Below are 22,067 nucleotides of genomic sequence, written 5' to 3' on the forward strand. Positions count from 1 at the left end.
AGGGTGCGGTCCACGGGTGCGGCGGGCGGTACGGCGGAGCGGAACCGGTCGCGGATGTTCCGCGGCAGAACACCCCAGTGTTACCTAGTGATCACTAACTGGCTTATATTGGTTCGACGTTGATCGGAGGGCTGCGGCTCAGCTCTCGCCTCTGCCCGGTTCCGTCCCCGAGGACCTGATTGATGACCTCCCCCGAGATACCACCGCCCCCGGCCTCCGGCGCGGACGGAACGGCTGCCGGCCGGTCCGGGCCGGCCGCGGGCGGCGACCCGACGGTCCCGGCCGGTCGCGGGGCCGCCAAGGGCACGGCGCTGGCGCTGCTGATCTCCATCGTGGTCGCCGGTGCCGCCTGCCTGATCACCGTCCAGACCTGCGCCGACTCCGCGCGTACCGCAGTCGCCTGGGGCACCGGCGCGGCCGGCGCTGTGCTGTGCGCGGCGGTCGCCGTCGCGGTGCACGCCCGGCTCACCAGCCGCTCGCTGCGCTCCCAGGTGGCCGCCGCACAGGCCAGGGCGGCCGAACGGGACGCGGCCGACGCCCGCTTCGCGGACACGACGGTCCCCGGCGTCGTGGAGCGGCTGCGGCGCGGCGGCTCGGCGGAGACCGCGCTGGCCGAGGCACCCCCGGTGGTCTCCGAGGCGCAGCGCCGGGTGCTGACCGCTCTGGCGCACGAGGTCCACCGGGGCGAGACCCTGCGTGCCGCGGCGATGTCGGCGTGCGCCAACGCCGCCGGCCGGGTGCAGGCACTGGCCACCAGCATGGCCGCCGACCTGCGGGAGATGGAGCACCGGCACGCGGACGAGGACGTGCTGGGCGACCTGCTGCACCTCGACCACCGGAACGCGCAGACGGGCCGGATCGCCGACTCCCTCGCCGTACTGACCGGCGCGCGCTCCGGCCGCCGCTGGGCCAAGCCGATCGTGATGGAGTCCGTGCTGCGCGGCGCGATGGGCCGGATCAGCGGCTACCAGCGGGTGCGGCTGCACTCCACCAGCGAGGCCGCCGTCGCGGGCCACGCGGCCGAGGGCGTCATGCACGCGCTGGCCGAACTGATGGACAACGCGGCGAACTTCTCGCCACCCACCTCCGAAGTGCACGTCTACGTCGAGGAGGTGGCTGCCGGAATCGTCATCACCGTCGAGGACGGCGGACTGGTGATGGGCGACGTCGCGCTGCGCCGCGCCGAGCAGGCCGTCTCCGGCGAGCACGGCGACCTGACCACGCTCTCCGGCACCCGGCTCGGTCTGGCCGTGGTCGGGCGGCTGGCGCGCAAGCACGGCCTGCAGGTCTCCTTCCGGCCCTCCGCGCACGGCGGCACAGGCGTACTCCTGCGGGTCCCGCACGAGTTGGTGACGGAACCGCGCCACGAGGAGCGCACCGAGGTGCCGGCCCCGGCCGCCGCGGTCCCGCCCGCGCCCCGCGCGGAGCGGAGCGCCGCACGCCCCACGGCCCGGCGTCAGGACAACACGGCGGCAGTCCACTCCCGGCAACCGGAGCGGGCCGGCCCGGACGTGCAGCGCTCCCCGGGCCACGACCGGCGGGAGGACACCGCCCGGACGGCTCCGGCACCGCCGCCCCAGGAGTTCGGGGAGAGCGGACTGCCCAAGCGGCGGCGCGGACAGACCCTGGCCGCCGTCGCCCGCGCCTCGGCCACCTCCTCGCGGCTCCCGGAACCCGCGCCCGGCGCGGAACAGGCGGACCAGCGGGACCCGACCGCCGCCGGGGAGGCCGCGGGCGGCCCCACGGCTGCCCGCAGCACCCCGCGTCCCTCCGGCGCCCGGTTCGGCGACTTCCGCCGGGCCGTCCAGGGCGCCGGCACCGAAGACACCGGTCGGCGCTCCCGGCCGTCCGACTCCTCCCCCGCCCGCTCCTCTTCCCTCTCGGAGGACGACACCGAATGATCACTGACAGCACGCTCGACTGGCTGCTGGAAAGCCTCCTGGAGCGCACACCCGGCGCCCGGCACGCCCTGGTGCTCTCCCGCGACGGACTCAAGCTGTGCCGCACACCCGAGCTCTCCGTCGACCAGGCCGACCAGCTCGCGGCCATCTCGGCCGGTATCCAGAGCCTGTCGCACGGTGCCTCCGTGGAGTTCGGCGACGGCCGCGGCGGAGTGCGGCAGGCGATGGCCGAGTTCTACGGCGGCATCCTGTTCGTCGTGGAGGCGGGCGACGGCGCCCATCTGGCGGTCGTCGCCGAGGAGGACTCCGACGTCGGTCTGATCGGCCACAACATGAACGAACTGATCGAACAGCTCAGCGAGCACCTCAGCGCTCCGCCGCGCCAGGCGGCCGGGGAGGTCGACGGACGCGGAGGCGGAGACGCATGACCCGGCCGGGCCGGGACGAGGACCCGGACCGGCTGTACACCGTGACCGGCGGGCGCAGCCGCTCGGCGGCCGGAGCCGAAGCCTTCGACCTGGTGACGCTCGTGGTCAGCGAGAGCGCTCCGGTGCGCGGCATGCAGTCGGAGCACGCCGCGATCCTGCGCATCTGCCGGTTCCCCACGGCGGTCGTGGAACTGGCCGCCGATCTGGGCCTGCCGGTGAGCGTCGTCCGCATCCTGCTGGGCGACCTCCTCGCCCAGGGGAAGATCACCGCACGCCATCCGCGGCGCGCCCGCACCGCTGACGCACTGCCCGACCCCGACATTCTGAAGCAGGTGCTCGTTGGACTCCGCAACATCTGAAGCGAACCCGGCGCCGGCAGCGGGCGCCGAGGCCCGTCCGCCGCTGCTCAGCACCGCGGCCCAGGGGCTGAAGATCGTGGTCGTCGGCGGCTTCGGCGTGGGCAAGACCACCATGGTGCGGGCTGTCAGCGACATCCGGCCGCTGAACACCGAGGAGACGATGACCCGCGCCGGGGAGGGCGTCGACGACCTCTCCGCCGTACGGGGCAAGACGACCACCACGATCGCCTTCGACTTCGGCCGCATCAGCCTGAACGACGAGACGGTGCTCTACCTGTTCGGAGCGCCGGGACAGGAGCGGTTCTGGTTCCTGTGGGACCGGCTCTTCGCCGGCACCCTGGGCGCCGTCGTCCTGGTGGACACCCGGCGGCTGGAGGACTCCTGGTACGCCATCGACCGGCTGGAGGCGCACGGCACCCCGTTCATCGTCGCGCGGAACGACTTCGGCGGTCCCCCGCACACGACCGATCAGGTGCGCGAGGCCCTCGACCTGCCCGCCGGGATCCCGCTCCTCGACTGCGACGCGCGGTCCCGCGAGTCCAGCAAGAACGTGCTGCTCACCCTCGTGAACCACCTGTACGACCTGTCCACCGCGCGTTCCGCCCCGGAGAACACCCCGTGACACCGCCCCAGCACCCCGGACCCGCCTCCGCGCCCCCGCCCGGCTGCCCCGCCCATCAGGACTCCGGAGCCGTCCCGCTGCTGGGGCCGCGCTTCCAGAGCGAGGACCGGGCGCGGCTCTACCGCGAGATGTACGAGCAGCACGGGCCGCTCGCCCCGGTCCTGCTGCCGGGGGATGTCCCCTGCTGGCTGGTGCTCGGCTACCGGGAGCTGCACCGGGTCACCTCCGAACCGGCCCTCTTCAGCCGGGACTCGGGGCTGTGGAACCAGTGGCCGAACATTCCCCCGGACTGGCCGCTGCTGCCGATGGTCGGCAAGCAGCCGTCGATCCTCTACACCGTCGGCGAGCGGCACCGGCGCCGCGCGGCCCTGGTCGGGGACGCGCTGGCCGCGGTCGACCCGTTCGAACTGCGCAACCACGCCGAGCGGTTCGCCGACCGGCTGATCGACGGCATCTGCGCACGCGGCTCGGCCGACCTGATCGCCGAGTACGCCACGGTGCTGCCCGCGCTGGTGCTCGCGCAGCTCTACGGCTTCTCCGACCAGGCCGGAGCCGAACTGGTGCCCAGCATCAACGCGCTGGTCGACGGCGGGCCGGAGGCACTGCGCGGCCGGGACCGGGTGCAGGCGGCCATGCACTCCCTGCTGGCCGCCCGGCGCACCGCACCGGGCGCCGGGGTCGCCTCCCGGATGCTGCACCACGACCACGCGCCCGAGTTCACCTTCGAGGAGCTCCTCGAGGACATGATGGTGAACATCGTCGCGGGCCACCAGCCGACCGCGGACTGGATCGGCAACTCGCTGCGGCTGATGCTCACCGACGAGCGGTTCGCCGCCTCGCTCTCCGGCGGCCGGCACAGCGTCGCCGAGGCCATGAACGAGGTGCTGTGGGAGGACACCCCCACCCAGAACATCGCGGGCCGCTGGACCACCCGCGACACCCGGCTGGCCGGCCGGCACATCCCGGCGGGCGATCTGCTGATGCTCAGTTTCGCCGCCGCCAACGGCGACCCGCAGATCCGCCCGGACCGCACGGTCTTCACCGGCGGCAACAGCGCGTTCCTCTCCTTCGGGCACGGCGAGCACCGCTGCCCCTATCCGGCCCAGGACCTCGCCGAGGGCATCGCGCGCACCGGGATCGAGGTGCTGCTGGACCGGCTGCCCGACCTGGACCTGGCGGTCAGCCCGCAGGCCCTGGTCTGGCGTGCTTCGCCGTTCCTGCGCGGGCTGGCCGCGCTGCCGGCCCGCTTCACCCCGACTCCCACCAGCGCCGCAGGAGGCCATGGATGACATCGTGCCCCGTCACCGGAACCGGTTCGGACGCAGGCTCCGACCGTGCGGATGCCGCCGATCCGGTGATCGTGCTCGATCCGCTGGTCGGCGACCTGGCCGGCGAGGGCGCCCGGCTGCGTGCCGCGGGGCCACTGGCTCCCGTCGAGCTGCCCGGCGGGGTGCGGGTGTGGGCGGTGTCCCGGCACGCGGAGGCCCGCAAGCTGCTGACCGACAGCAGGCTGGTGAAGAACATCGACCACTGGGCCGCCTACCGGCGCGGGGAGATCCCGCCGACCTGGCCGCTGATCGGACTGGCCGACCCGGGCCCCAGCATGCTCACGTTCGACGGCCCCGAGCACCGCAGGCTGCGCGCGCTGACCGCGCAGGCGCTCACTCCGCGCCGGGTGGCGGCGCTGCGGCCCCGTATCGAGGAGATCACCCGCACGCTGCTGGACGGGCTGGAGTCGGCGGCCGACGCGGAGGGCCGGGTCGATCTCAAGTCCGCCTTCGCCTACCCGCTGCCGATGGCGGTCATCGGCGACCTGCTGGGCATCGACACCACGCAGATCCCGCGACTGCGCACGCTGTTCGACGGCTTCTTCAGCAGCGTCACCCCGGCCGAGGAGGTCCCGGCCATCATCGCCGAGCTGGGGTCGCTCTTCGGCGCCGAGGTCGCACGGAAGCGGGAGTCGCCCGGCGACGATCTGACCAGCGCGCTGCTGGCGGCGGCGGAGGAAGGCGACTCGCTCAGCGACGAGGAGGTGGTCGCCACTGTCCAGGTGCTGATCACCGCCGGGCACGAGACCACGATCAGCCTGCTGGTGAGCGCGGTGCGGGCGCTGCTCACCCGTCCCGAGCAGCTCGCCCTGCTCCGGTCGGGCGAGGTGGGCTGGGAGGCCGCCGTCGAGGAGACACTGCGCTGGGACGCGCCCACCACGCATGTGCTGATCCGCTTCGCCACCGAGGACCTCGAGGTCGGCGGCACCACCGTGGCGCGGGGCGACGCCGTGATCATCTCCTACGGCGCCATCGGACGGGACGAGGAGCAGCACGGACCGGACGCGGAGCGGTTCGACATCACTCGCACGCCCACCCGCCACCTCTCCTTCGGGCACGGACCCCATGTGTGCCCCGGGGCGCCGCTGTCCCGGCTGGAGGCACTGGTCGCCCTCCCCGCCCTCTTCGACCGCTTCCCCGGCCTGCGGCTGGCCGTCGACCCGGCCGAGCTGCGCAACAAGCCCGCGGTCACCCAGAACGAGCTCCACGAGCTGCCGGTGCGGCTGCGCTGATCCCGGCTGCGCCCGGAGGCGTCCCCGCACCGGGGGCCTCACACATGATCTTCGTAGAGTCCGTCGACGACCTGCCGGAAACGGTCGCGCACCACCTGCCGCCGCAGCTTGAGCGAGGGGGTCAGCTCCCCGGTCTGCGGGGTCCACTCCCGCTCCAGCAGGTGGTAGCGCTTGACCTGTTCGGTGCGGTTGAGCCGGGCGTTGGCGGCGGCCACGGCACGGTCGACCTCCGCGCGTACGGCGGGGAGCCCGGCAGCCCCGTCCGGTGGCACCTCGACGCCGTTGCGGGCCGCCCAGGCGGAGAGTTCCCCGGCGTCCAGGACCAGGAGGGCGACCAGACAGGAGCGGCCGTCCCCGTGCACCATCGCCTGGCCCACCAGGGGATGCTCCTTGAGCGCGTTCTCCACCAGGGTCGGGGAGACGTTCTTGCCCGTCGAGGTGACGATCATCTCCTTCTTGCGGCCGGTCAGCCACAGGAAGCCGTCCTCGTCGACGCGTCCGATGTCCCCGGTGGCGAACCAGCCGTCCGCGTCGGTGTCGGGCCGGACCGAACCGTCGGCGCGCAGATAGCCCGCGAAGAGGGTGCTGCCGCGCACCATGATCTCGCCGTCCTCGGCGGTGCGGACCTCCGTGCCGCCGAGCGGGCGGCCCACCGAGCCGAGGCGGAAGGCCGCCGGCCCGTTGAGGGTGAGCGCTCCGGTGGTCTCCGTCAGCCCCCAGGCGTCCATGATCACCACTCCCAGGCCCGCCCAGAAGTCCTGCAGATCCGGCGGCAGCGGGGCGGAGGCGCTGGCCGTCCAGACGAGCCGGTCGAACCCCACCGGCGCCAGCAGCGGCCGCAGGACCTCGTGCTGGGCCTTCGCGTAGGCCGCCGCCAACTGCGGGTCGGGAGCGTGGCCCCGCTCGCGGCAGCGCACCTGGGCGCGGGCCACCCGCGCGGCGTCCTCCACCGCGGTCCGCCGCTCCGCGGGCAGCGCCTCCAGCGCCGCGCGGACGGCCGCGGCCAGCTTCTCCCACACCCGCGGCACCCCGAAGAACTGCGCCGGGCGCAACTCCCGTACCAGGGCGGCGATCCGGTCGGGGTCGGGGCACAGGTGGACGTGGCCGGCGCGCAGCACCGGCAGGTAGATGCCGAGCATCCGCTCGGCGATGTGCGCGAAGGGCAGATAGCAGATGTGGTCGACGTGGTCGGGCAGTTCGGCGATCCCGTCGAGTGCGATGCCGTTGAGGACGACGTTCCGGTGGCTGATCACCACGCCCTTGGGGTCGCCGGTGGTGCCGGAGGTGTAGACGACGGTCACCGGGTCGGCGGGGCGCACCCCGCGCCATGCCCGTTCGAAGGAGGCGGAGTCGTACCGCTGCGGCACCGTGCTCCAGGCGGTGTGCGGGCCCGCGGCGTCCGCGTCGGCCACCACGAGCCGGAGCCGTCCGGAGCCCTCCTGCGCGCAGGCCGGCAGCTGTTCCCAGCGGGTACGCTCCTCCGCTCCCCCGACGACGGCCAGGCGGGCCCGGGAGTGCCGGACGATGTGGGCGATCTGCTCGGGCGAGGCGGTGCCGTAGACCGAGACGGGCACCGCGCCCAGGTGCACCAGGGCCAGGTCGGTGAGCCAGTGCTCGGGACGGTTGCCCATCATCAGCAGGACGTGCTCGCCGGGAGTGACGCCCAGCGCGTCGAGTCCGGCCGCCGTCTCGGCGACCCGGTGGCGCACCTGGGCCCAGGTGAGCGTGGTACGACCGCCCTCGCGGGTGTCCCAGGAGAGCGCCGGGAGGTCCCCGTGGTCGCGCTCGTTGCGCAACAACAGGTCGGGGACGGTCAGTTCGGACGCGTCGCCGGGAAGTCGCAGGATCGTCGTCATGGCGCCTCCGGAGGTGAGGTGGCCGATGAGTGGTGCCGACCGCGGCCGCCGAGGGGCCGCGTGGCCACCGGCAGGCGGTACGCCCCGCCGTCCTGCCGCGAGCCTAGCGCGGTGCCCCGGCCGCGTCGACGGTGCCGCGGGAGGGAGCGGTCCGCTCCGCCCAGGTTTCACATGAGTGGTGAGACAGCAATACTGTTGAACACGATCGGTACGCACGGCACCCCGGCGGTGCCGCGGTGAGAGGGGCGCGGCAGATGGAGCAGCAGAACGGGACGACGGGCGAGTCCCTCGACCAGCTCACCGTCGACCAGCTCGCGGCACGGGCGGGCGTGACGGTGCGCACGCTCCGCTTCTACAGCACCCGCGGCCTGCTGCCGCCGCCCACCATCGGCCCCCGCCGGGTGGGCCGCTACGGTCCCGAACACCTCTCCCGGCTGGCGCTCATCGAGGAACTGCAGCACCAGGGCATGACCCTGGCGGCCATCGAACGCTATCTGCAGCGGCTCCCCGACGACATCAGCGCCCACGATCTGGCCATCCACCGCGCGGTCGTGGCCTCCTGGCTGCCGGACACCGTCGACGAGACGACACGTTCCCAACTGGAGGGCCGGGTCGGGCGGGAGCTGACCGACGACGACCTCGACCGCCTCGCGGCGATGAGCGTGCTGGCCCGTACGGACGACCCGGACGTCTTCCGTGTCGATCCCGCGCTGGTGCAGCTCGGGGTGCGGCTGCTGGACGTCCCGATCTCGCAGGAGGCGATCCTGGCCGCGCGCTCGGTGATGCTGGAGCACGCCCGCTCCGCCGCACGGGAGCTGAGCCGGCTCTTCAAGCAGGAGGTGTGGGACCCCTACCGGGAGCTGGAGCCGGACCCCGAACGGCTGGAGCGGATGAAGTCGCTCTCCGCGCACATGCAGCCGATGGTGGTGCAGGCCCTGGTGACCGCCTTCCAGCGGTCCATGAAGGAGGAGCTGCGGGAGGTCTTCCCGCTGGAGAGCGCCCCGCGCACGGCCTCCGGCCCGGCACCCGAGTGACCCGGGGCCGGGCGGCCGCAGCCGCCCGGCTGCCGGGCCGGGCGGGTCCGGCCGGTCAGCCGGGTCCGGTGGGTCGGCCGGGTCGGTTCGGGGCAGCCGGATCGGTCGGGGCCGGTCAGTCGGTGAAGGTCTCGCCCCGTGCGGCCTTCTCCGCCAGCAGCGCGGGGACCGCGAACCGCTCGCCGTAGCGCTCGCCCAGTTCCCGGGCGCGGGCCACGAAGCCGGCCGGGCCGCCCTCGTATCCGTTGATGTACTGGATCACACCGCCCGTCCAGGCGGGGAAGCCGATGCCCATGATGGAGCCGATGTTGGCGTCGGCGACCGTGGTGAGCACGCCCTCCTCGAACAGCCGCACGGTGTCCAGCGCCTCGGAGAAGAGCATGCGCTCCTTCATGTCCTCGAACGGGATCCCGGGATCCCCCTCGGCGGTGAAGTGCTCCCGCAGGCCCGGCCACAGTCCGGCCCGCTTGCCGTTCTCGTCGTAGTCGTAGAAGCCCGCACCGCCGCTGCGGCCGGTGCGGCCGAACTCCTCGACCATCCGGTCGAGTACGGCGTCGGCCGGGTGGACGGGCAGTTCCCGGCCCTCGGCCCGCAGCGCCTGCCGGGTCTCGTCCCGGATCCGGCGCGGCAGGGTGAGGGTGAGTTCGTCCATCAGGGAGAGCACCTTGGCCGGGTAGCCCGCCTGCGCTGCGGCCTGCTCCACGGTGGCCGGGTCGACGCCCTCGGCCAGCAGGGCGACGCCCTCGTTGATGAAGTGTCCGATGACGCGCGAGGTGAAGAAGCCCCGCGAGTCGTTGACCACGATGGGGGTCTTGCGGATCCGCCGTACGAGGTCGAACGCGCGGGCCAGCGCCTCGTCCCCGGTCTCGCGGCCCTTGATGATCTCGACCAGCGGCATCTTGTCCACCGGGGAGAAGAAGTGCAGCCCGATGAAGTCCGCGCGGCGCTCGACGCCTTCGGCGAGCGAGGTGATCGGCAGCGTGGAGGTGTTCGAGCAGAGCAGCGCGTCCGGGGCGACGAGGTGCTCGATCTCCTGGAACACCTTGTGCTTGAGCGCGGAGTCCTCGAACACCGCCTCGATCACGACGTCGCAGCCCGCCACCGCCTGCGGGTCGGCGGTGGGGGTGATCCGCGCCAGCAGCGCGTCGCGGTCGGCCTCGGTGGTCTTCCCGCGGGAGAGCGCCTTCTCCAGCAGCCCCGCCGAGTACGCCTTGCCCTTCTCGGCGGCCTCCGGGGTGACGTCCTTGAGCACGACCTCGATGCCCGCCCTGGCACAGGAGTACGCGATTCCGGCGCCCATCATCCCCGCGCCCAGCACGGCCACCGTGCCGACCTCGCGCTCGGCGATCCCCTGGGGCCTGCTGCGGCCCGCGTTGACGGCCTGGAGGTCGAAGAAGAACGCCTGGATCATGTTGGTGGAGATCTGCCCGCAGGCCAGCTCCACGAAGTAGCGCGCCTCGATGACCTGCGCGGTCTCGAAGTCCACCTGGGCGCCCTCGACGGCCGCCGCGAGGATGTTGCGCTGGGCCGGATAGGGCGCCCCGCCGGTCTGCTTCTTGAGGTTGGCGGGGAAGGCCGGCAGGTTCTCCGCGAACTTCGGATGCGCGGGCGTGCCACCGGGGATCCGGTACCCCTTGACGTCCCAGGGCTGCTGCGCGGCGGGGTTGGCCTCGATGAAGGCGCGGGCGGCAGCCAGCATCTCCTCCGGCGTCCCGACGACCTCGTGGACCAGACCGACCTCCTCGGCCTTGGCCGGACGGTACTGCTGGCCCTGGAGAAGCACGTTCAGCAGCGCGTCGGTGATGCCCAGCAGCCGCACCGCACGGGTGACGCCGCCGCCGGCCGGGAGCAGCCCCAGCGTGGCCTCCGGGCAGCCGATCTTCGAGCCGGGGGCGTCGAGCGCGACCCGGTGGTGGCAGGCCAGCGCGATCTCCAGACCGCCGCCGAGCGCCGCGCCGTTGAGTGCGGCCACGACCGGGATGCCCAGGGTCTCGATGCGGCGCAGGTCGCGCTTGATGCGCATGCCGTTGTCGAAGACCTCCTGGGCGTTCTCGGGCCGTGCCCGGATGAGCAGCCGCAGGTCGCCGCCGGCGAAGAAGGTCTTCTTGGCGGAGGTCATGATGACGCCGCGCACGCTGTCCCGTTCGGCCTCGAGCCGGTCGGCGACCGCGGTGAGGGACGTCTGGAAGGCCGCGTTCATGGTGTTCGCCGACTGATCCGGGTCGTCGAAGGTCAGTGTGACGATCCCGGTGCCGTCCTGGTCCCAGCGGATGGTGGTGGAGGTGGGTTCGGGCATGGTTCGGACTCCCTGAGCGAGCGGTGAGGCCCCCGGCGTCGGCGAGGGGGAAGGGATCGGGTCGGAGGGGCGGCGGCCGCGGCTACAGCCGCTCGACCACGGTGGCGACCCCCATTCCGCCTCCCACGCACAGCGTCACCAGCCCGTACCGCTGGTCCGTGCGCTCCAGTTCGTCGATGCACGTCCCCAGCAGCATCGCGCCGGTGGCCCCCAGCGGGTGCCCCATGGCGATGGCGCCGCCGTTGACGTTCACCTTCTCCAGCGGGAACCCCATGTCCTTGGCAAACCGCAGCACCACGGCGGCGAACGCCTCGTTCATCTCGGCGACGGCGATGTCCTCCACCGTCAGCCCGGCTTTGGCCAGGGCCTTGCGGCACGCGGGGGCGGGCCCGGTCAGCATGATGGTGGGATCGGCTCCGGAGACGGCGGCCGAGACGATCCGCGCCCGGGGACGCAGCCCGTACCGCTCCCCGACCTCCTGGCTGCCGACCGCGACCAGGGCCGAACCGTCCACCATGCCGGAGGAGTTGCCCGCGTGGTGCACGTGGTCGATCCGCTCCACCGCGTGGTACTTCTGGAGCGCGACGGCGTCGAATCCGCCCATCTCCCCGATGGCCGCGAACGACGGCTTGAGGCCCGCGAGGGTGTCGGCGGTGGTGCCGGGGCGGATGTGCTCGTCGTGGTCGAGGACGGTGAGGCCGTTGCGGTCCCGTACCGGTACCACCGAGCGCGCGAACCGGCCGTCCTTCCAGGCGTGCGCGGCCAGTTCCTGGGAGCGGGCGGCGTACTCGTCCACGTCCCGGCGGCTGAAGCCCTCCAGGGTGGCGATCAGGTCCGCGCCGATGCCCTGGGGCACGAAGCCGGTCTCGAAGCTGGTCAGCGGGTCGTTGAACCAGGCACCGCCGTCCGAGCCCATCTTCACCCGGGACATGGACTCCACCCCGCCCGCCAGGACGAGGTCCTCCCAGCCGGAGCGGACCTTGGCGGCAGCCATGTTGACCGCCTCCAGACCGGAGGCGCAGAAGCGGTTCTCCTGGACCCCGGCGACGGTGTCGGGCAGCCCTGCGGCGATGGCGGCGATCTTGGCGATGTCCGAGCCCTGGTCGCCGACCGGGCTGACGACGCCGAGCACGATGTCGTCGACCGCCTGCGGGTCCAGCTCGGGCATGCGGCGGCGCAGCTCGTCGATCAGGCCGACGACCAGGTCGACGGGCTTGGTGCCGTGCAGGGCGCCGTCGGCCTTGCCGCGGCCGCGCGGGGTGCGGATTGCCTCGTACACGAACGCTTCTGAGCTCACGAGGGGTGCCTTTCGTACGGGGGCGGAGGGGAGCTGAGGGGAGCCGCGCGGAGGCGGCCGGGGGCGGGCGGGTCCGGCGCGGGGTCAGTTCAGCAGCGACCGTCCGATGATCTCCTTCATGATCTCGGTGGTCCCGCCGTAGATGGTCTGGATGCGGCCGTCGGTGAAGGCCCTCGCGACCGGGTACTCGGTCATGTACCCGTAACCGCCGTGCAGTTGCAGACAGCGGTCTGCGGCGCGCTTCTGCAGCTCGGTGGCCCACCACTTCGCCATGGAGGCGTGCACCGCGTCCAGTCGGCCCGCGGCGTGGTCCTCGATGCAGCGGTCCAGGAAGGCCCGGGTGACGGCGCACTCGGTGGCCAGCTCGGCGATCTCGAAGCGGATGTGCTGCAGCTTGGCCAGCGGCCGGCCGAACGCGGTGCGCTCCTTGACGTATGCGGTGGTGAGCTCCAGCAGATGCTCGGCGGCGGCGATGCCCGCGACGGCAATGGCCATCCGCTCCTGCGCCAGATTGGTCATCAGGTGCACGAAAGCGCCGTTGAGCTCTCCGAGCAGGTTCTCCTTGGGGACACGCACATCGGTGAAGAACAGCTCGGCGGTGTCCTGGGCCTTCTGGCCGATCTTGTCCAGGTTGCGGCCGCGCTCGAAGCCCTCGGCACCGCGCTCGACGACGAGCAGGCTCAGCCCGTGCGCGCCGCCCTCGGGTGTGGTCCGGGCCACGACGACGACCAGGTCGGCGAGGATGCCGTTGGAGATGAACGTCTTCGAGCCGTTCAGCAGCCAGTGGTCGCCCTGGTCCTGGGCCGTGGTGCGGATGCCCTGCAGGTCGGAGCCCGCGCCGGGCTCGGTCATGGCGATGGCGGTGATGGTCTCGCCGGTGCAGAAACCGGGCAGCCAGCGGCGCTTCTGCTCCGGGGTCGCCAGCTCGGTGAGGTAGGGACCGACGATGTCGTTGTGCAGCCCGACCGCCAGGCCGGGAGCGCCCGCACGGGTGAACTCCTCGGCGAGTACCGCGGCGTAGCGGAAGTCCGGCTCTCCCCCGCCGCCGTACTCCTCGGGCACCGCGAGTCCGAGCAGCCCCTGCCGGCCCGCGGCGCGCCACACGTCCCGGGAGACGACGCCGTCCCGCTCCCACTGCCCGTAGTGCGGTTCCACCTCCTTGGCCAGGAAGGTGCGCACGGTCCGCCGGAACGCTTCGTGGTCCGCGGTGAAGATCTGCCGCTGCATCTGCTGCTGCTTCATGCCTCTCCTCCACCCGCCGCGGCGGGTGCGGTCAGGGCCGGAACGCCCCAGTCCCGGGCCACCTGCGCGGTGTGCGCACCGGGCCGGGCCGGCGCGGAGGCGACGCGGGTGGGTGTCGCGGAGAACCGGGGGGCGGGCGCGGGCTGGGTGATGCCGGAGTGCTCCAGATAGGTGCCGCGGGCGGCCAGGTGCGGATGGGACGGCGCCTCGGTCAGCGAGAGCACCGGGGCCACGCAGGCGTCGCTGTCCTCGAAGACCTCCGTCCACTCCGCGCGGGTGCGGGAGGCGAACCGGGCGGCGATCAGCTCCCGCAGCTCGTCCCACGCGGCGAGGTCCTCGCGGGGCGGTGCCTCCTCGGCGATTCCGAGGAGGCGGGTGAACTCCGCGTAGAACGTGGGCTCCAGGGCTCCGACGGCCATGAAGCCGCCGTCCGAGGTGGCGTAGGTGCCGTAGAAGGGGCAGCCGCCGTCCAGCAGGTTCGCGGCACGGCGGTCCTGCCAGCCGCCCGCCGCGAGCAGGCCCCGGATCATGGCCGTGAGGTGGCTCGTTCCGTCCACGATCGCCGCGTCCACCACCTGCCCGGCCCCCTGCGGGCCGCGCGCGTGGTGCAGTGCGGCCAGGATGCCGACGACGAGGTAGAGGGAGCCCCCCGCGTAGTCGCCCAGCAGGTTGGCGGGCGCGACGGGCGGGCCCTCGGCGGGCCCGGTCATCCCGAGGGCTCCGGTGACGGCGATGTAGCCGAGGTCGTGCCCGGCCCGCTGGGCCAGCGGGCCGTCCTGGCCCCAGCCGGTCATCCGGCCGTAGACCAGGCGCCGGTTGCGGGCGAGGCAGACATCAGGGCCGACGCCGAGGCGTTCGGCGACGCCGGGCCGGAACCCCTCCACGAGCACGTCGGCGCGCTCGATCAGGGAGAGCGCGGCGGCGGCTCCGGCCCGCTGTTTGAGGTCCAACAGCACGGAGCGCTTGTTGCGGTTGGTGACGTCGTACTCGGGTGCGACCCCGAGGGCGCCGCCGCCCGGCCGGTCCACGCGGACCACGTCGGCCCCGAGGTCGGCCAGTGTCATGGCGGCGAACGGCCCCGGCCCGATCCCGGCGAGCTCGACCACCCGCACTCCGGCCAGCGGGCCCCCGACGGCGGCTCGCTCGGGTTCTTCCGCTGCTGCCATCGGGCCCCCAGCACTGTGACACAACTGATGTAACACCGGTGATGCTATGGACAGCACCGCCAATCCACAAGCCCCGCCGAGCCACTCGACCACCCCGGGCCGCGGCGCCGCACCGCGCCTTCGGAGCCCCGTGCGCGGCAGCCCACGTGTCCGGTGCCACCTCGACGACAGGGACCCGCCCTCGACCGACAGGGGCCCACCGCTCGACGGGCCCCGGGGCTCGGCAGGCCCTCGCAGGTGTGCGGGACACCGGCCGAGCGCCACGGCCGAATTCCGCCAGCAGCCGCGTGCGCGCGAACGCAGTCTGGACGCATGGACACCAGAGCCGGACACCCGCAGACGATCCGCCGGACGGGACGCACGGGATACGAGATCCGGGCCATCCCGCCCGGAACGCTGCAGGAACTGCGCGCACGCGACGACGCGGGTGCTCCGCCCCGCACGGTGGTGGACGAGGAGGGCGGCAACCCGCTCCGCTGCTGCCTGGAGCGGAGCAGGCCGGGTGAGACTCTCGCCCTCGCCTCCTACGCGCCGCTGCGCCGCTGGGCGCGCGAGACGAACGCCGACCCGGGCCCGTACGACGAGGTGGGACCGGTCTTCATCCACCCGCGGGACTGCGGCGGCTGGGCGGGTGCCCCGGACGGCGGCTACCCGGAGGCCATGCGCGGCGAGCTGCGCACGCTGCGCGCCTACTCGGCACAGGGCCGGATCCTCGGCGGCCTCCTGCTGGACCGCACCCGGGAGGGGGCGCCGACCGTGGAGGAGGGGCTGGCGCAGCTCTACGCCGATCCGCTGGTGGCGGCGGTGCACGTGCGCGCGGTGGAGTTCGGCTGCTTCCAGGTGGAGACGCGGAGGTACGGCACGGAGTGAACCGCGGGGCGCCAGACCGGCGCCCCGCGGCCTGCGCACCCCCGGCACTCCGCGCTCGCCGGCCCCGGTCGCCGCTCCCGGGCCTCGGTCAGGCGCCCCCGGCCCCGCATCCCGCTCCCGAGTTCCGCCGGTCACCCGGGAGTGGGATGGACAGCCGAGGGCGCGCTGCGTAAAGTTGCAGGAAAGTAAGAGGTTTCATGCAGCTTCACGCACAGCCCGGAGGGATCCGGGCCAGGAGGGGGCCCGCACATGGGCGAGTCGGCATACATGGAGCAGGAACTGCGCAGCCAGCCGGAGACCTGGCAGGCAGCGGCGAGGATCGGTTCCGGCGACACCCCTCTTCCGGCTGCGGGCGCCCGGGTCGCGGTGATCGGCTGCGGAACCTCGTGGTTCATGGCGCAGTCGTACGCTGCGTTGCGCGAGGCGGCCGGCCTGGGAGTGACGGACGCCTTCGCCGCCTCGGAGGCATTCCTCGACGAGGCCCGGGGGTACGACGCGGTGGTCGCCCTCACCCGTTCCGGCACCACGACGGAAGTGCTGCGTGTACTGGACGCGCTGCGCGGCCGGATCCCCACCGTCACGGTGCTGGGCGACCCGGACACCCCGGCGACGGCGCTGTCGGACGAGACGGTCGCGCTGCCGTTCGCTGATGAGAAGTCCGTGGTGCAGACCCGTTTCGCCACCTCGGCGCTGGCGTTGCTGCGGGCCCATCTGGGCGAGGACCTGGCGGGGCCCGTCGCCGCCGCCGAGGAGGCCCTGACCTGCCCGGTGGAGCAGGAGTGGCTGGATGCCGAGCAGTTCACCTTCCTCGGCCGGGGCTGGACCTTCGGTCTGGCCAACGAGGCGGCACTCAAGATGCGGGAGGCGTCCCAGAGCTGGACGGAGTCCTACCCCGCCATGGAATACCGGCACGGACCGATAGCCATCGCCGCACCCGGACGGGTCACCTGGCTCTTCGGCCAAGCGCCGGAGGGGCTGGAGAGCGAAGTACGCGCGACGGGTGCCCGGTTCGTATGCCACAGCCGGGATCCGCTCGCGGACCTGGTGGTCGTACACCGCGTCGCGCTGGAACGGGCCCGGGTGCGTGGCCTCGACCCGGACAACCCGCGCAGCCTCACCCGCTCGGTGATGCTGGAGGGCTGATCGACGGCGACCGCCGGTGACCGGACGGAGGCGTCCCCCCAGCGCCCTTACCGGGTCCCCGCTGCCCGGGCGCACCCCGGCTTCCGTGCCGGCCCGCACGCGCTCGGGACATACCCGAGGTCCCGCTCCCGCCGTACAGCCGCACGCGCACCCGGCCGTACCCCGACCTGCGCGGGGCGCGGGCCGACGAATCCCCGTCCCAGACCGCACCTTCCGCGCCTCTCGCACCTCCCGTACCAGGAGTCCCGATGCCTCTCGTTCCCACCGCCTCCGTTCTCGCCGCCGCCCGGGCGGCGGGTACCGGTGCGGCCGCGTTCAACGTCATCCACCTGGAGACCGCCGAAGCTCTGGTGGCGGCTGCCGACGAGACCGGTCTGCCGCTCGTTCTGCAGATCAGTGAGAACTGTGTGCGCTACCACGGCAGTCTGGCGCCGATCACCCGCGCCGCTCTCGCGCTCGCGGAGGCCGCACGGACCGATGTCTCGGTGCACCTGGATCACATCACCGACCCGGACCTGATCCGCCAGGGCGTCGAGGCCGGGGTCGGCTCGGTGATGATCGACGCCTCCACCCTGCCGTACGCGCAGAACGTGGCGACGACCGCGCGGCTGACCTCCTGGTGCCACGAGCGGGACGTGTTCGTCGAGGCGGAGCTGGGCGAGGTGGGCGGCAAGGACGGGGTGCACGCGCCGGGAGTGCGGACCGACCCCGAGGAGGCGCTCGCGTTCGTCGCGGCCACCGGAGTGGACGCGCTGGCGGTCGCGGTGGGCTCTTCTCACGCCATGCGGGAGCGCACCGCGAAGTTGGACCTGGAGTTGATCGCCCGGCTGCGGGAGAAACTGGCGGTGCCGCTGGTGCTGCACGGCTCCTCGGGCGTCCCCGACGAAGAGCTGCAGGCGGCCATCGGCGCGGGTATGACCAAGATCAATATATCGACGCATCTCGTCTCGGTCTTCACCCGGAGCGTGCGTAGGGTACTGGAGACCGACCCCGCGCTCATCGACTCGCGCAAGTACGTCGCCCCGGCGCGGGAGGAGGTCCGGAGCGAGGCGGCTCGGCTTCTGCACGTACTCGCGGGCACGGGGCGGACGAAGGAGAAGACGTCAGGTGAAGCGCCATGAGCGGATGAACGCGCTGCTCGAGCTGCTGGGCGAGCGCGGCAGCATGGAGGTCGAGGAGGCCGCCACCACCCTGGAGGTCTCGGCGGCGACGATGCGGCGCGACATGGACGCCCTGGCCGAGCAGCAGTTGCTCACCCGCACCAGGGGCGGCGCGGTGCTCAGCGCGGTCACCTACGACCTGCCGATCCGCTACAAGCGCGGACACCACGTGGGGACGAAGCAGTCGCTGGCCCGTGCCGCCGCCGCGATGGTGGAGCGCGGCGATGTCGTCGGGCTGAGCGGCGGTACGACGACCACGGAGATCGCCCGCGCCCTGGCCACGCGTCCCGACCTGGCCGAGTCAGGTCCGCAGCAGCATCTGACGATCGTCACGAACGCCCTCAACATCGCCTACGAGCTGGCAGTGCGGCCGCAGATCAAGACCGTGCTGACGGGCGGTGTGGCGCACTCCCGTACGTTCGAGCTGACCGGCCCCTACAGCGAACTGGTACTGGACGAACTCACCGTCGACATCGCCTTCATCGGCGCCAACGGCATGGACCCCGCAGAAGGGGCCACCGTGCACGACGAGTCGGAAGGGCGCATCAACGGGCTGATGGCCCGCCGCGCGGAGCGGGCCGTGGTGGTCACGGACTCCTCGAAGATCGGCGTGCGCTGCTTCGCCAGGATCGGCGGCCCCGGCCTCTTCCACACCTTCCTCACCGACAGCGGGATCCCGGACTCCGCGCGCCGGGAGTTCGAGGAGCGGGGACTGCGCACGGTGGTGGCGGAGCCGGAACCGGAGGACTGACCGCCGCACACTGCCGTCGCCCACAGCGACGTCCGTCACATCGATCGAGGGACGAGTCTCCGGGCTGTCGCCCCTGCCACCCGGGCGTACGCACGAACGACGGGAGCGGGGCCCGCGAAGGCGCCATGTACGCGGTGACGGGGCGGCAGCGACACTGGACTGACCTGCCGTCAGCAGCCCGTGGGAGGGAATCCCCGTGTACCCCGGAGTCCACGCGTCAGCAGACCCCGACAAGCCCGCCGTTCTCGCCGACCGCACCGGGGAGGTGCTCACCTACGGACAACTGGAGGAGCGCTCCGTACGGCTGGCGAACCGGCTGCACGCGGCTGGGCTGCGCCCCGGCGATCATCTCGCGCTGCTTTCCGACAACGATCCGCGCTGCCTGGAGGTGTACTGGGCCGCGCTGCGCTCCGGCCTCTACCTGACCGCCGTCAACAGCCATCTGACGCCCGACGAGGCCGCCTACATCGTGCGGGACTGCGGCGCCCGGGCACTGGTCGTCTCGGCTGCGCTGGCGGAGTTGGCGACGGCCCTGGTGCCGCGCACCCCGCAGATCGCGGTGCGCCTGGCGTACGGGAGCCGCGGCGGCCCGCCGCAGGAGCAGCCGTGGGGCAGCGACCGGCGGAACGGCGCGGACCACCGCCAGGACCGGAGCCAGGACCAGAACCGGGGCCGGGGCCAGGACCGGAGCCAGGGCCAGGACCAGAACCGGGGCCGGGGCCGGGGCGGCGGGAACGAGTGCGCGGGAGAGCGGAGCGGCCTGGCGGAACACGGCGACTACGAGCAGGCGCTGGCCAACGCCTCGCCCCGGCCGCCCGCGCACCAGCCCCGGGGAGCGGACATGCTCTACTCCTCCGGTACGACAGGGCGCCCCAAGGGCATCCAGCCTCCCCTCCCGGGCGACGATCTCACCACGTCGGCCTCCCCGCTGGTCACGCTGTTCACCGCGCTCTACGGGTTCGACACCTCGACCGTCTACCTCTCCCCCGCTCCCCTGTACCACGCTGCGCCGCTGCGCTTCTGCGCCGTGGTCACCGCGACGGGCGGCACCGTCGTCCTGATGGACGGGTTCGAGCCGGTACGGGCGCTGGAGCTGCTCGAACGCCACGAGGTGACACACAGCCAGTGGGTGCCGACGATGTTCGTCCGCATGCTCAAGCTCCCCGAGGAGGTCCGGACGAGGTACGGCCGGCCCTCGCTGCGGGTGGCGGTCCACGCGGCGGCGCCCTGCCCGGCGGAGGTGAAGCGCCGGATGATGGAGTGGTGGGGGCCGGTGCTGTACGAGTACTACGCCTCGACGGAGGGCAACGGGCTGACCGCCATCACTCCGCAGGAGTGGCTGCGCAAGCCGGGTTCGGTCGGCCGCTCGGGGCCGTTGGGCGAGGTCCGGGTGTGCGCGGACGACGGCACCGAGGTTCCGGCCGGGGTGACCGGGACCGTGTACTTCGCGCGGGACGAACTGCCCTTCACCTACCACAACGACCCCGGACGGACCGCCGAGGCGCAGCACCCGCGGCACCCGACGTGGACGACGACCGGCGACATCGGCCATGTCGACGAGGACGGCTACCTCTTCCTCACCGACCGGAAGGCGTTCACCATCATCTCCGGCGGAGTGAACATCTACCCGCAGGAGATCGAGGACTGCCTGACGCTGCATCCGAAAGTCGCCGATGTCGCCGTCCTCGGTGTACCGGACGCGGAGATGGGCGAATCGGTGCACGCCGTCGTGCAGGCCGCGGCGGACAGCGCACCCGCACCCGGGGCGGAGCTGGAACGGGAACTGCTGGCGTATGTACGCGAGCACCTGGCCGGATACAAGGTGCCGCGTACCGTGGAGTTCACCGACCGGCTGCCGCGCACGCCCACGGGGAAGCTCGCCAAGGGTGTGCTGAAGCACCGGGGTGCTGCTGCCGGTCAGTGAGAAGCCCGGCGCGGGCCGGATGGCGGCTCCCGCCGCGCCCACGTCGCCACGCCCGCACCCCGCGCACCACCGCACACCACCACGTCGGCGGCCGCGCCACGCGCGCCGGTGCCCGCACCTCGCGGACGTCGGGGCGCGGCGTCCGGCTACCCGCGTGCCGTCCGGAGCCGGGCGACGCGCCCCTGTTCGCCCGCCGCCCAGCAGCCGAAGTCCGGGGCGCAGTCGACGGTGTCGTAGGAGCCGCTGCCGAACGTGCGCCAGGTGCGGCCGCCGTCGAGGGTGAGATCCGAGCCGGTGGGGCCGACGGCGAGGGCGGTCCGGCGGGAGTGCGGCAGCCAGACGACTCCCGAGCGGTACCCCGGTACGGGACGGGTGCTCTCCTGCCAGTTCGTACCGCTGCTGCCCGTCACGGCGGAGGCGCGCGGGGAGCGCGCTCCCGGTCGGTAGTCGCCGCCCACCGCCAGCCCGTGCCGGGGGTCCCGGAAGGCGAGTCCGAACACGCCGCGGGCGGGTTCGGCAGCCGGTACGGGAGTTTCCACCGCCTGCCAGTGCCGCCCCCGGTCGGAGGTGCGGAAGACCCGCGAACTGTCGGCGCCGCCGGTCGCGAACCAGGCGTGCCGTCCTCCCGCGCTGGTGAGGCACTGGCCACTGGCCGCGAAGTTGGCTTCGCCCGGCCGGGCGGCCGGCATGCCGTCCGGGGGCAGCAGCCGCCAGTGGCGGCCGCCGTCGCGGGTCGCGAGAACGCGGAACCTGCCGTCCACCGGATCGCCGACGATCAGCCCGTTGCGGCGGTCGAAGAAGGTGACGCAGTTGTAGAACGCCGCCGGGTCGGCGTTGCGGAAGGTCTCCTGCCAGTGCGCCCCGCCGTCCGCGGTCCGGAAGACCCGGGAGTCCTCACCCTCCCCGATCGCGAGGACCACGGCGCCGCGCGTGCCGAACGTCTCGACGTCGCGGAGCTCCAGGCCGTCCGCGCCCGGCGGGGACACATCGTGCCAGCTCCGGCCGCCGTCTCCGGTGCGCAGCACGGTGCCGCCGCTGCCCGCCACCCAGGCCGCCGACCGGCTGACGGCCGACAGCCCGCGGAACCGTGCGGTGCTGCCGCTGTCCTTGCCGGACCAGCCGAGCCCCGCCGTCCGCCCCGCGGCCACGGAGGCCGACGGCGTGCCGGCCCCGCCGTCCCGCTCGCCGTCCCGCTCGACGGCCGCCGCCGGTCCGCCGCTCACGGTCCCCCAGACGACCGCTCCCACCAGCAACACAGACCGTATCCGCCTCATCAACCCCACCCATCTCTGTTCCGGTGCCGTTCGCCTGACGCCTGCGGACCGCCGTCCGATCGCCCCTCCGGGGAGCCGCCAAAGGGTCCGGGCACGGGGCATGCACCTCCGCGCCGGGCTCTGGGTCGACCACTCCGAGCGATCCGACCATCCGAATATCGGCCGCCGTAACCTAAGCCCACCA

The 22,067-nt window shown here is 73.2% G+C and carries 18 protein-coding genes; 12 read left to right on the forward strand and 6 right to left on the reverse strand.

What is annotated here, in order from left to right:
• Positions 1 to 182 precede the first annotated feature (182 nt).
• From BMX65_RS15690 to BMX65_RS15715, 6 genes are read left to right on the forward strand one after another with little or no spacing between them, the layout of a single operon-like run.
• On the forward strand, positions 183 to 1,901 hold the full coding sequence (locus BMX65_RS15690) for an ATP-binding protein (protein ID WP_075000884.1): 1,719 nt from the start codon (positions 183 to 185) through the stop codon (positions 1,899 to 1,901).
• On the forward strand, positions 1,898 to 2,329 hold the full coding sequence (locus tag BMX65_RS15695) for a roadblock/LC7 domain-containing protein (protein ID WP_075000885.1): 432 nt from the start codon (positions 1,898 to 1,900) through the stop codon (positions 2,327 to 2,329). The genes BMX65_RS15690 and BMX65_RS15695 overlap by 4 nt, the downstream gene beginning before the upstream one ends.
• Entirely contained in the window at positions 2,326 to 2,688 is a 363-nt protein-coding gene (locus tag BMX65_RS15700) for a DUF742 domain-containing protein (protein WP_075000886.1), read from the forward strand. Before BMX65_RS15695 ends, BMX65_RS15700 begins: the two co-directional genes overlap by 4 nt.
• Positions 2,669 to 3,310, forward strand: a complete 642-nt coding sequence (locus BMX65_RS15705; protein ID WP_177214276.1) for a GTP-binding protein — start codon at positions 2,669 to 2,671, stop codon at positions 3,308 to 3,310. Before BMX65_RS15700 ends, BMX65_RS15705 begins: the two co-directional genes overlap by 20 nt.
• Positions 3,307 to 4,599, forward strand: a complete 1,293-nt coding sequence (locus BMX65_RS15710) for a cytochrome P450 (protein ID WP_075000887.1) — start codon at positions 3,307 to 3,309, stop codon at positions 4,597 to 4,599. Before BMX65_RS15705 ends, BMX65_RS15710 begins: the two co-directional genes overlap by 4 nt.
• Positions 4,596 to 5,870 (forward strand): cytochrome P450 family protein, encoded by a 1,275-nt coding sequence (locus BMX65_RS15715; RefSeq protein ID WP_075000888.1) that lies wholly within the window; start codon positions 4,596 to 4,598, stop codon positions 5,868 to 5,870. Before BMX65_RS15710 ends, BMX65_RS15715 begins: the two co-directional genes overlap by 4 nt.
• Before the next feature lie 38 nt (positions 5,871 to 5,908).
• Here BMX65_RS15715 and BMX65_RS15720 read toward each other — a convergent pair whose 3' ends face one another.
• Complete coding sequence (locus tag BMX65_RS15720) at positions 5,909 to 7,726, reverse strand: AMP-dependent synthetase/ligase (protein WP_075000889.1); 1,818 nt, start codon at positions 7,724 to 7,726, stop codon at positions 5,909 to 5,911.
• A 254-nt stretch (positions 7,727 to 7,980) separates the two neighbouring features.
• Between BMX65_RS15720 and BMX65_RS15725 the strand changes: the two genes are divergently transcribed.
• The gene (locus BMX65_RS15725; protein WP_075000890.1) at positions 7,981 to 8,760 is read left to right on the forward strand and encodes a MerR family transcriptional regulator; all 780 of its coding nucleotides are present in this window, start codon (positions 7,981 to 7,983) and stop codon (positions 8,758 to 8,760) included.
• A gap of 115 nt (positions 8,761 to 8,875) precedes the next feature.
• Here BMX65_RS15725 and BMX65_RS15730 read toward each other — a convergent pair whose 3' ends face one another.
• The 4 genes from BMX65_RS15730 to BMX65_RS15745 form a co-directional block, all read right to left on the reverse strand.
• The gene (locus BMX65_RS15730) at positions 8,876 to 11,056 is read right to left on the reverse strand and encodes a 3-hydroxyacyl-CoA dehydrogenase NAD-binding domain-containing protein (protein ID WP_075000891.1); all 2,181 of its coding nucleotides are present in this window, start codon (positions 11,054 to 11,056) and stop codon (positions 8,876 to 8,878) included.
• Between the two features lie 82 nt (positions 11,057 to 11,138).
• Positions 11,139 to 12,353 (reverse strand): acetyl-CoA C-acetyltransferase, encoded by a 1,215-nt coding sequence (locus BMX65_RS15735; RefSeq protein WP_075000892.1) that lies wholly within the window; start codon positions 12,351 to 12,353, stop codon positions 11,139 to 11,141.
• An 84-nt stretch (positions 12,354 to 12,437) separates the two neighbouring features.
• Positions 12,438 to 13,580 carry an acyl-CoA dehydrogenase family protein gene (locus tag BMX65_RS15740; protein ID WP_075000957.1) on the reverse strand — a complete coding sequence of 381 codons (1,143 nt, stop codon included), beginning with the start codon at positions 13,578 to 13,580 and terminating at the stop codon, positions 12,438 to 12,440.
• 11 nt (positions 13,581 to 13,591) lie between these two features.
• On the reverse strand, positions 13,592 to 14,761 hold the full coding sequence (locus BMX65_RS15745) for a CaiB/BaiF CoA transferase family protein (RefSeq protein WP_075000893.1): 1,170 nt from the start codon (positions 14,759 to 14,761) through the stop codon (positions 13,592 to 13,594).
• 312 nt (positions 14,762 to 15,073) lie between these two features.
• Between BMX65_RS15745 and BMX65_RS15750 the strand changes: the two genes are divergently transcribed.
• The 5 genes from BMX65_RS15750 to BMX65_RS15770 all read left to right on the forward strand — a co-directional run bounded on the left by BMX65_RS15750 (position 15,074) and on the right by BMX65_RS15770 (position 20,609).
• A complete protein-coding gene (locus tag BMX65_RS15750; RefSeq protein WP_075000894.1) occupies positions 15,074 to 15,631 on the forward strand; it encodes a DUF1203 domain-containing protein in 558 nt (185 codons plus the stop codon).
• Between the two features lie 249 nt (positions 15,632 to 15,880).
• Positions 15,881 to 16,774: an SIS domain-containing protein gene (locus BMX65_RS15755; RefSeq protein WP_075000895.1), complete on the forward strand. Its 894-nt coding sequence runs from the start codon at positions 15,881 to 15,883 to the stop codon at positions 16,772 to 16,774.
• Between the two features lie 248 nt (positions 16,775 to 17,022).
• Positions 17,023 to 17,895: a class II fructose-bisphosphate aldolase gene (locus tag BMX65_RS15760; protein ID WP_075000896.1), complete on the forward strand. Its 873-nt coding sequence runs from the start codon at positions 17,023 to 17,025 to the stop codon at positions 17,893 to 17,895.
• Positions 17,882 to 18,685: a DeoR/GlpR family DNA-binding transcription regulator gene (locus tag BMX65_RS15765; protein WP_075000897.1), complete on the forward strand. Its 804-nt coding sequence runs from the start codon at positions 17,882 to 17,884 to the stop codon at positions 18,683 to 18,685. The genes BMX65_RS15760 and BMX65_RS15765 overlap by 14 nt, the downstream gene beginning before the upstream one ends.
• 196 nt (positions 18,686 to 18,881) lie before the next feature.
• A complete protein-coding gene (locus BMX65_RS15770; RefSeq protein ID WP_075000898.1) occupies positions 18,882 to 20,609 on the forward strand; it encodes an acyl-CoA synthetase in 1,728 nt (575 codons plus the stop codon).
• Positions 20,610 to 20,755: 146 nt separating this feature from the next.
• Here BMX65_RS15770 and BMX65_RS15775 read toward each other — a convergent pair whose 3' ends face one another.
• A complete protein-coding gene (locus BMX65_RS15775) occupies positions 20,756 to 21,883 on the reverse strand; it encodes a WD40/YVTN/BNR-like repeat-containing protein (protein WP_075000899.1) in 1,128 nt (375 codons plus the stop codon).
• Positions 21,884 to 22,067 lie beyond the last annotated feature (184 nt).

Origin of the sequence: Streptomyces qinglanensis (assembly GCF_900111245.1) — a bacterium.
Lineage (GTDB): Bacteria > Actinomycetota > Actinomycetes > Streptomycetales > Streptomycetaceae > Streptomyces > Streptomyces qinglanensis.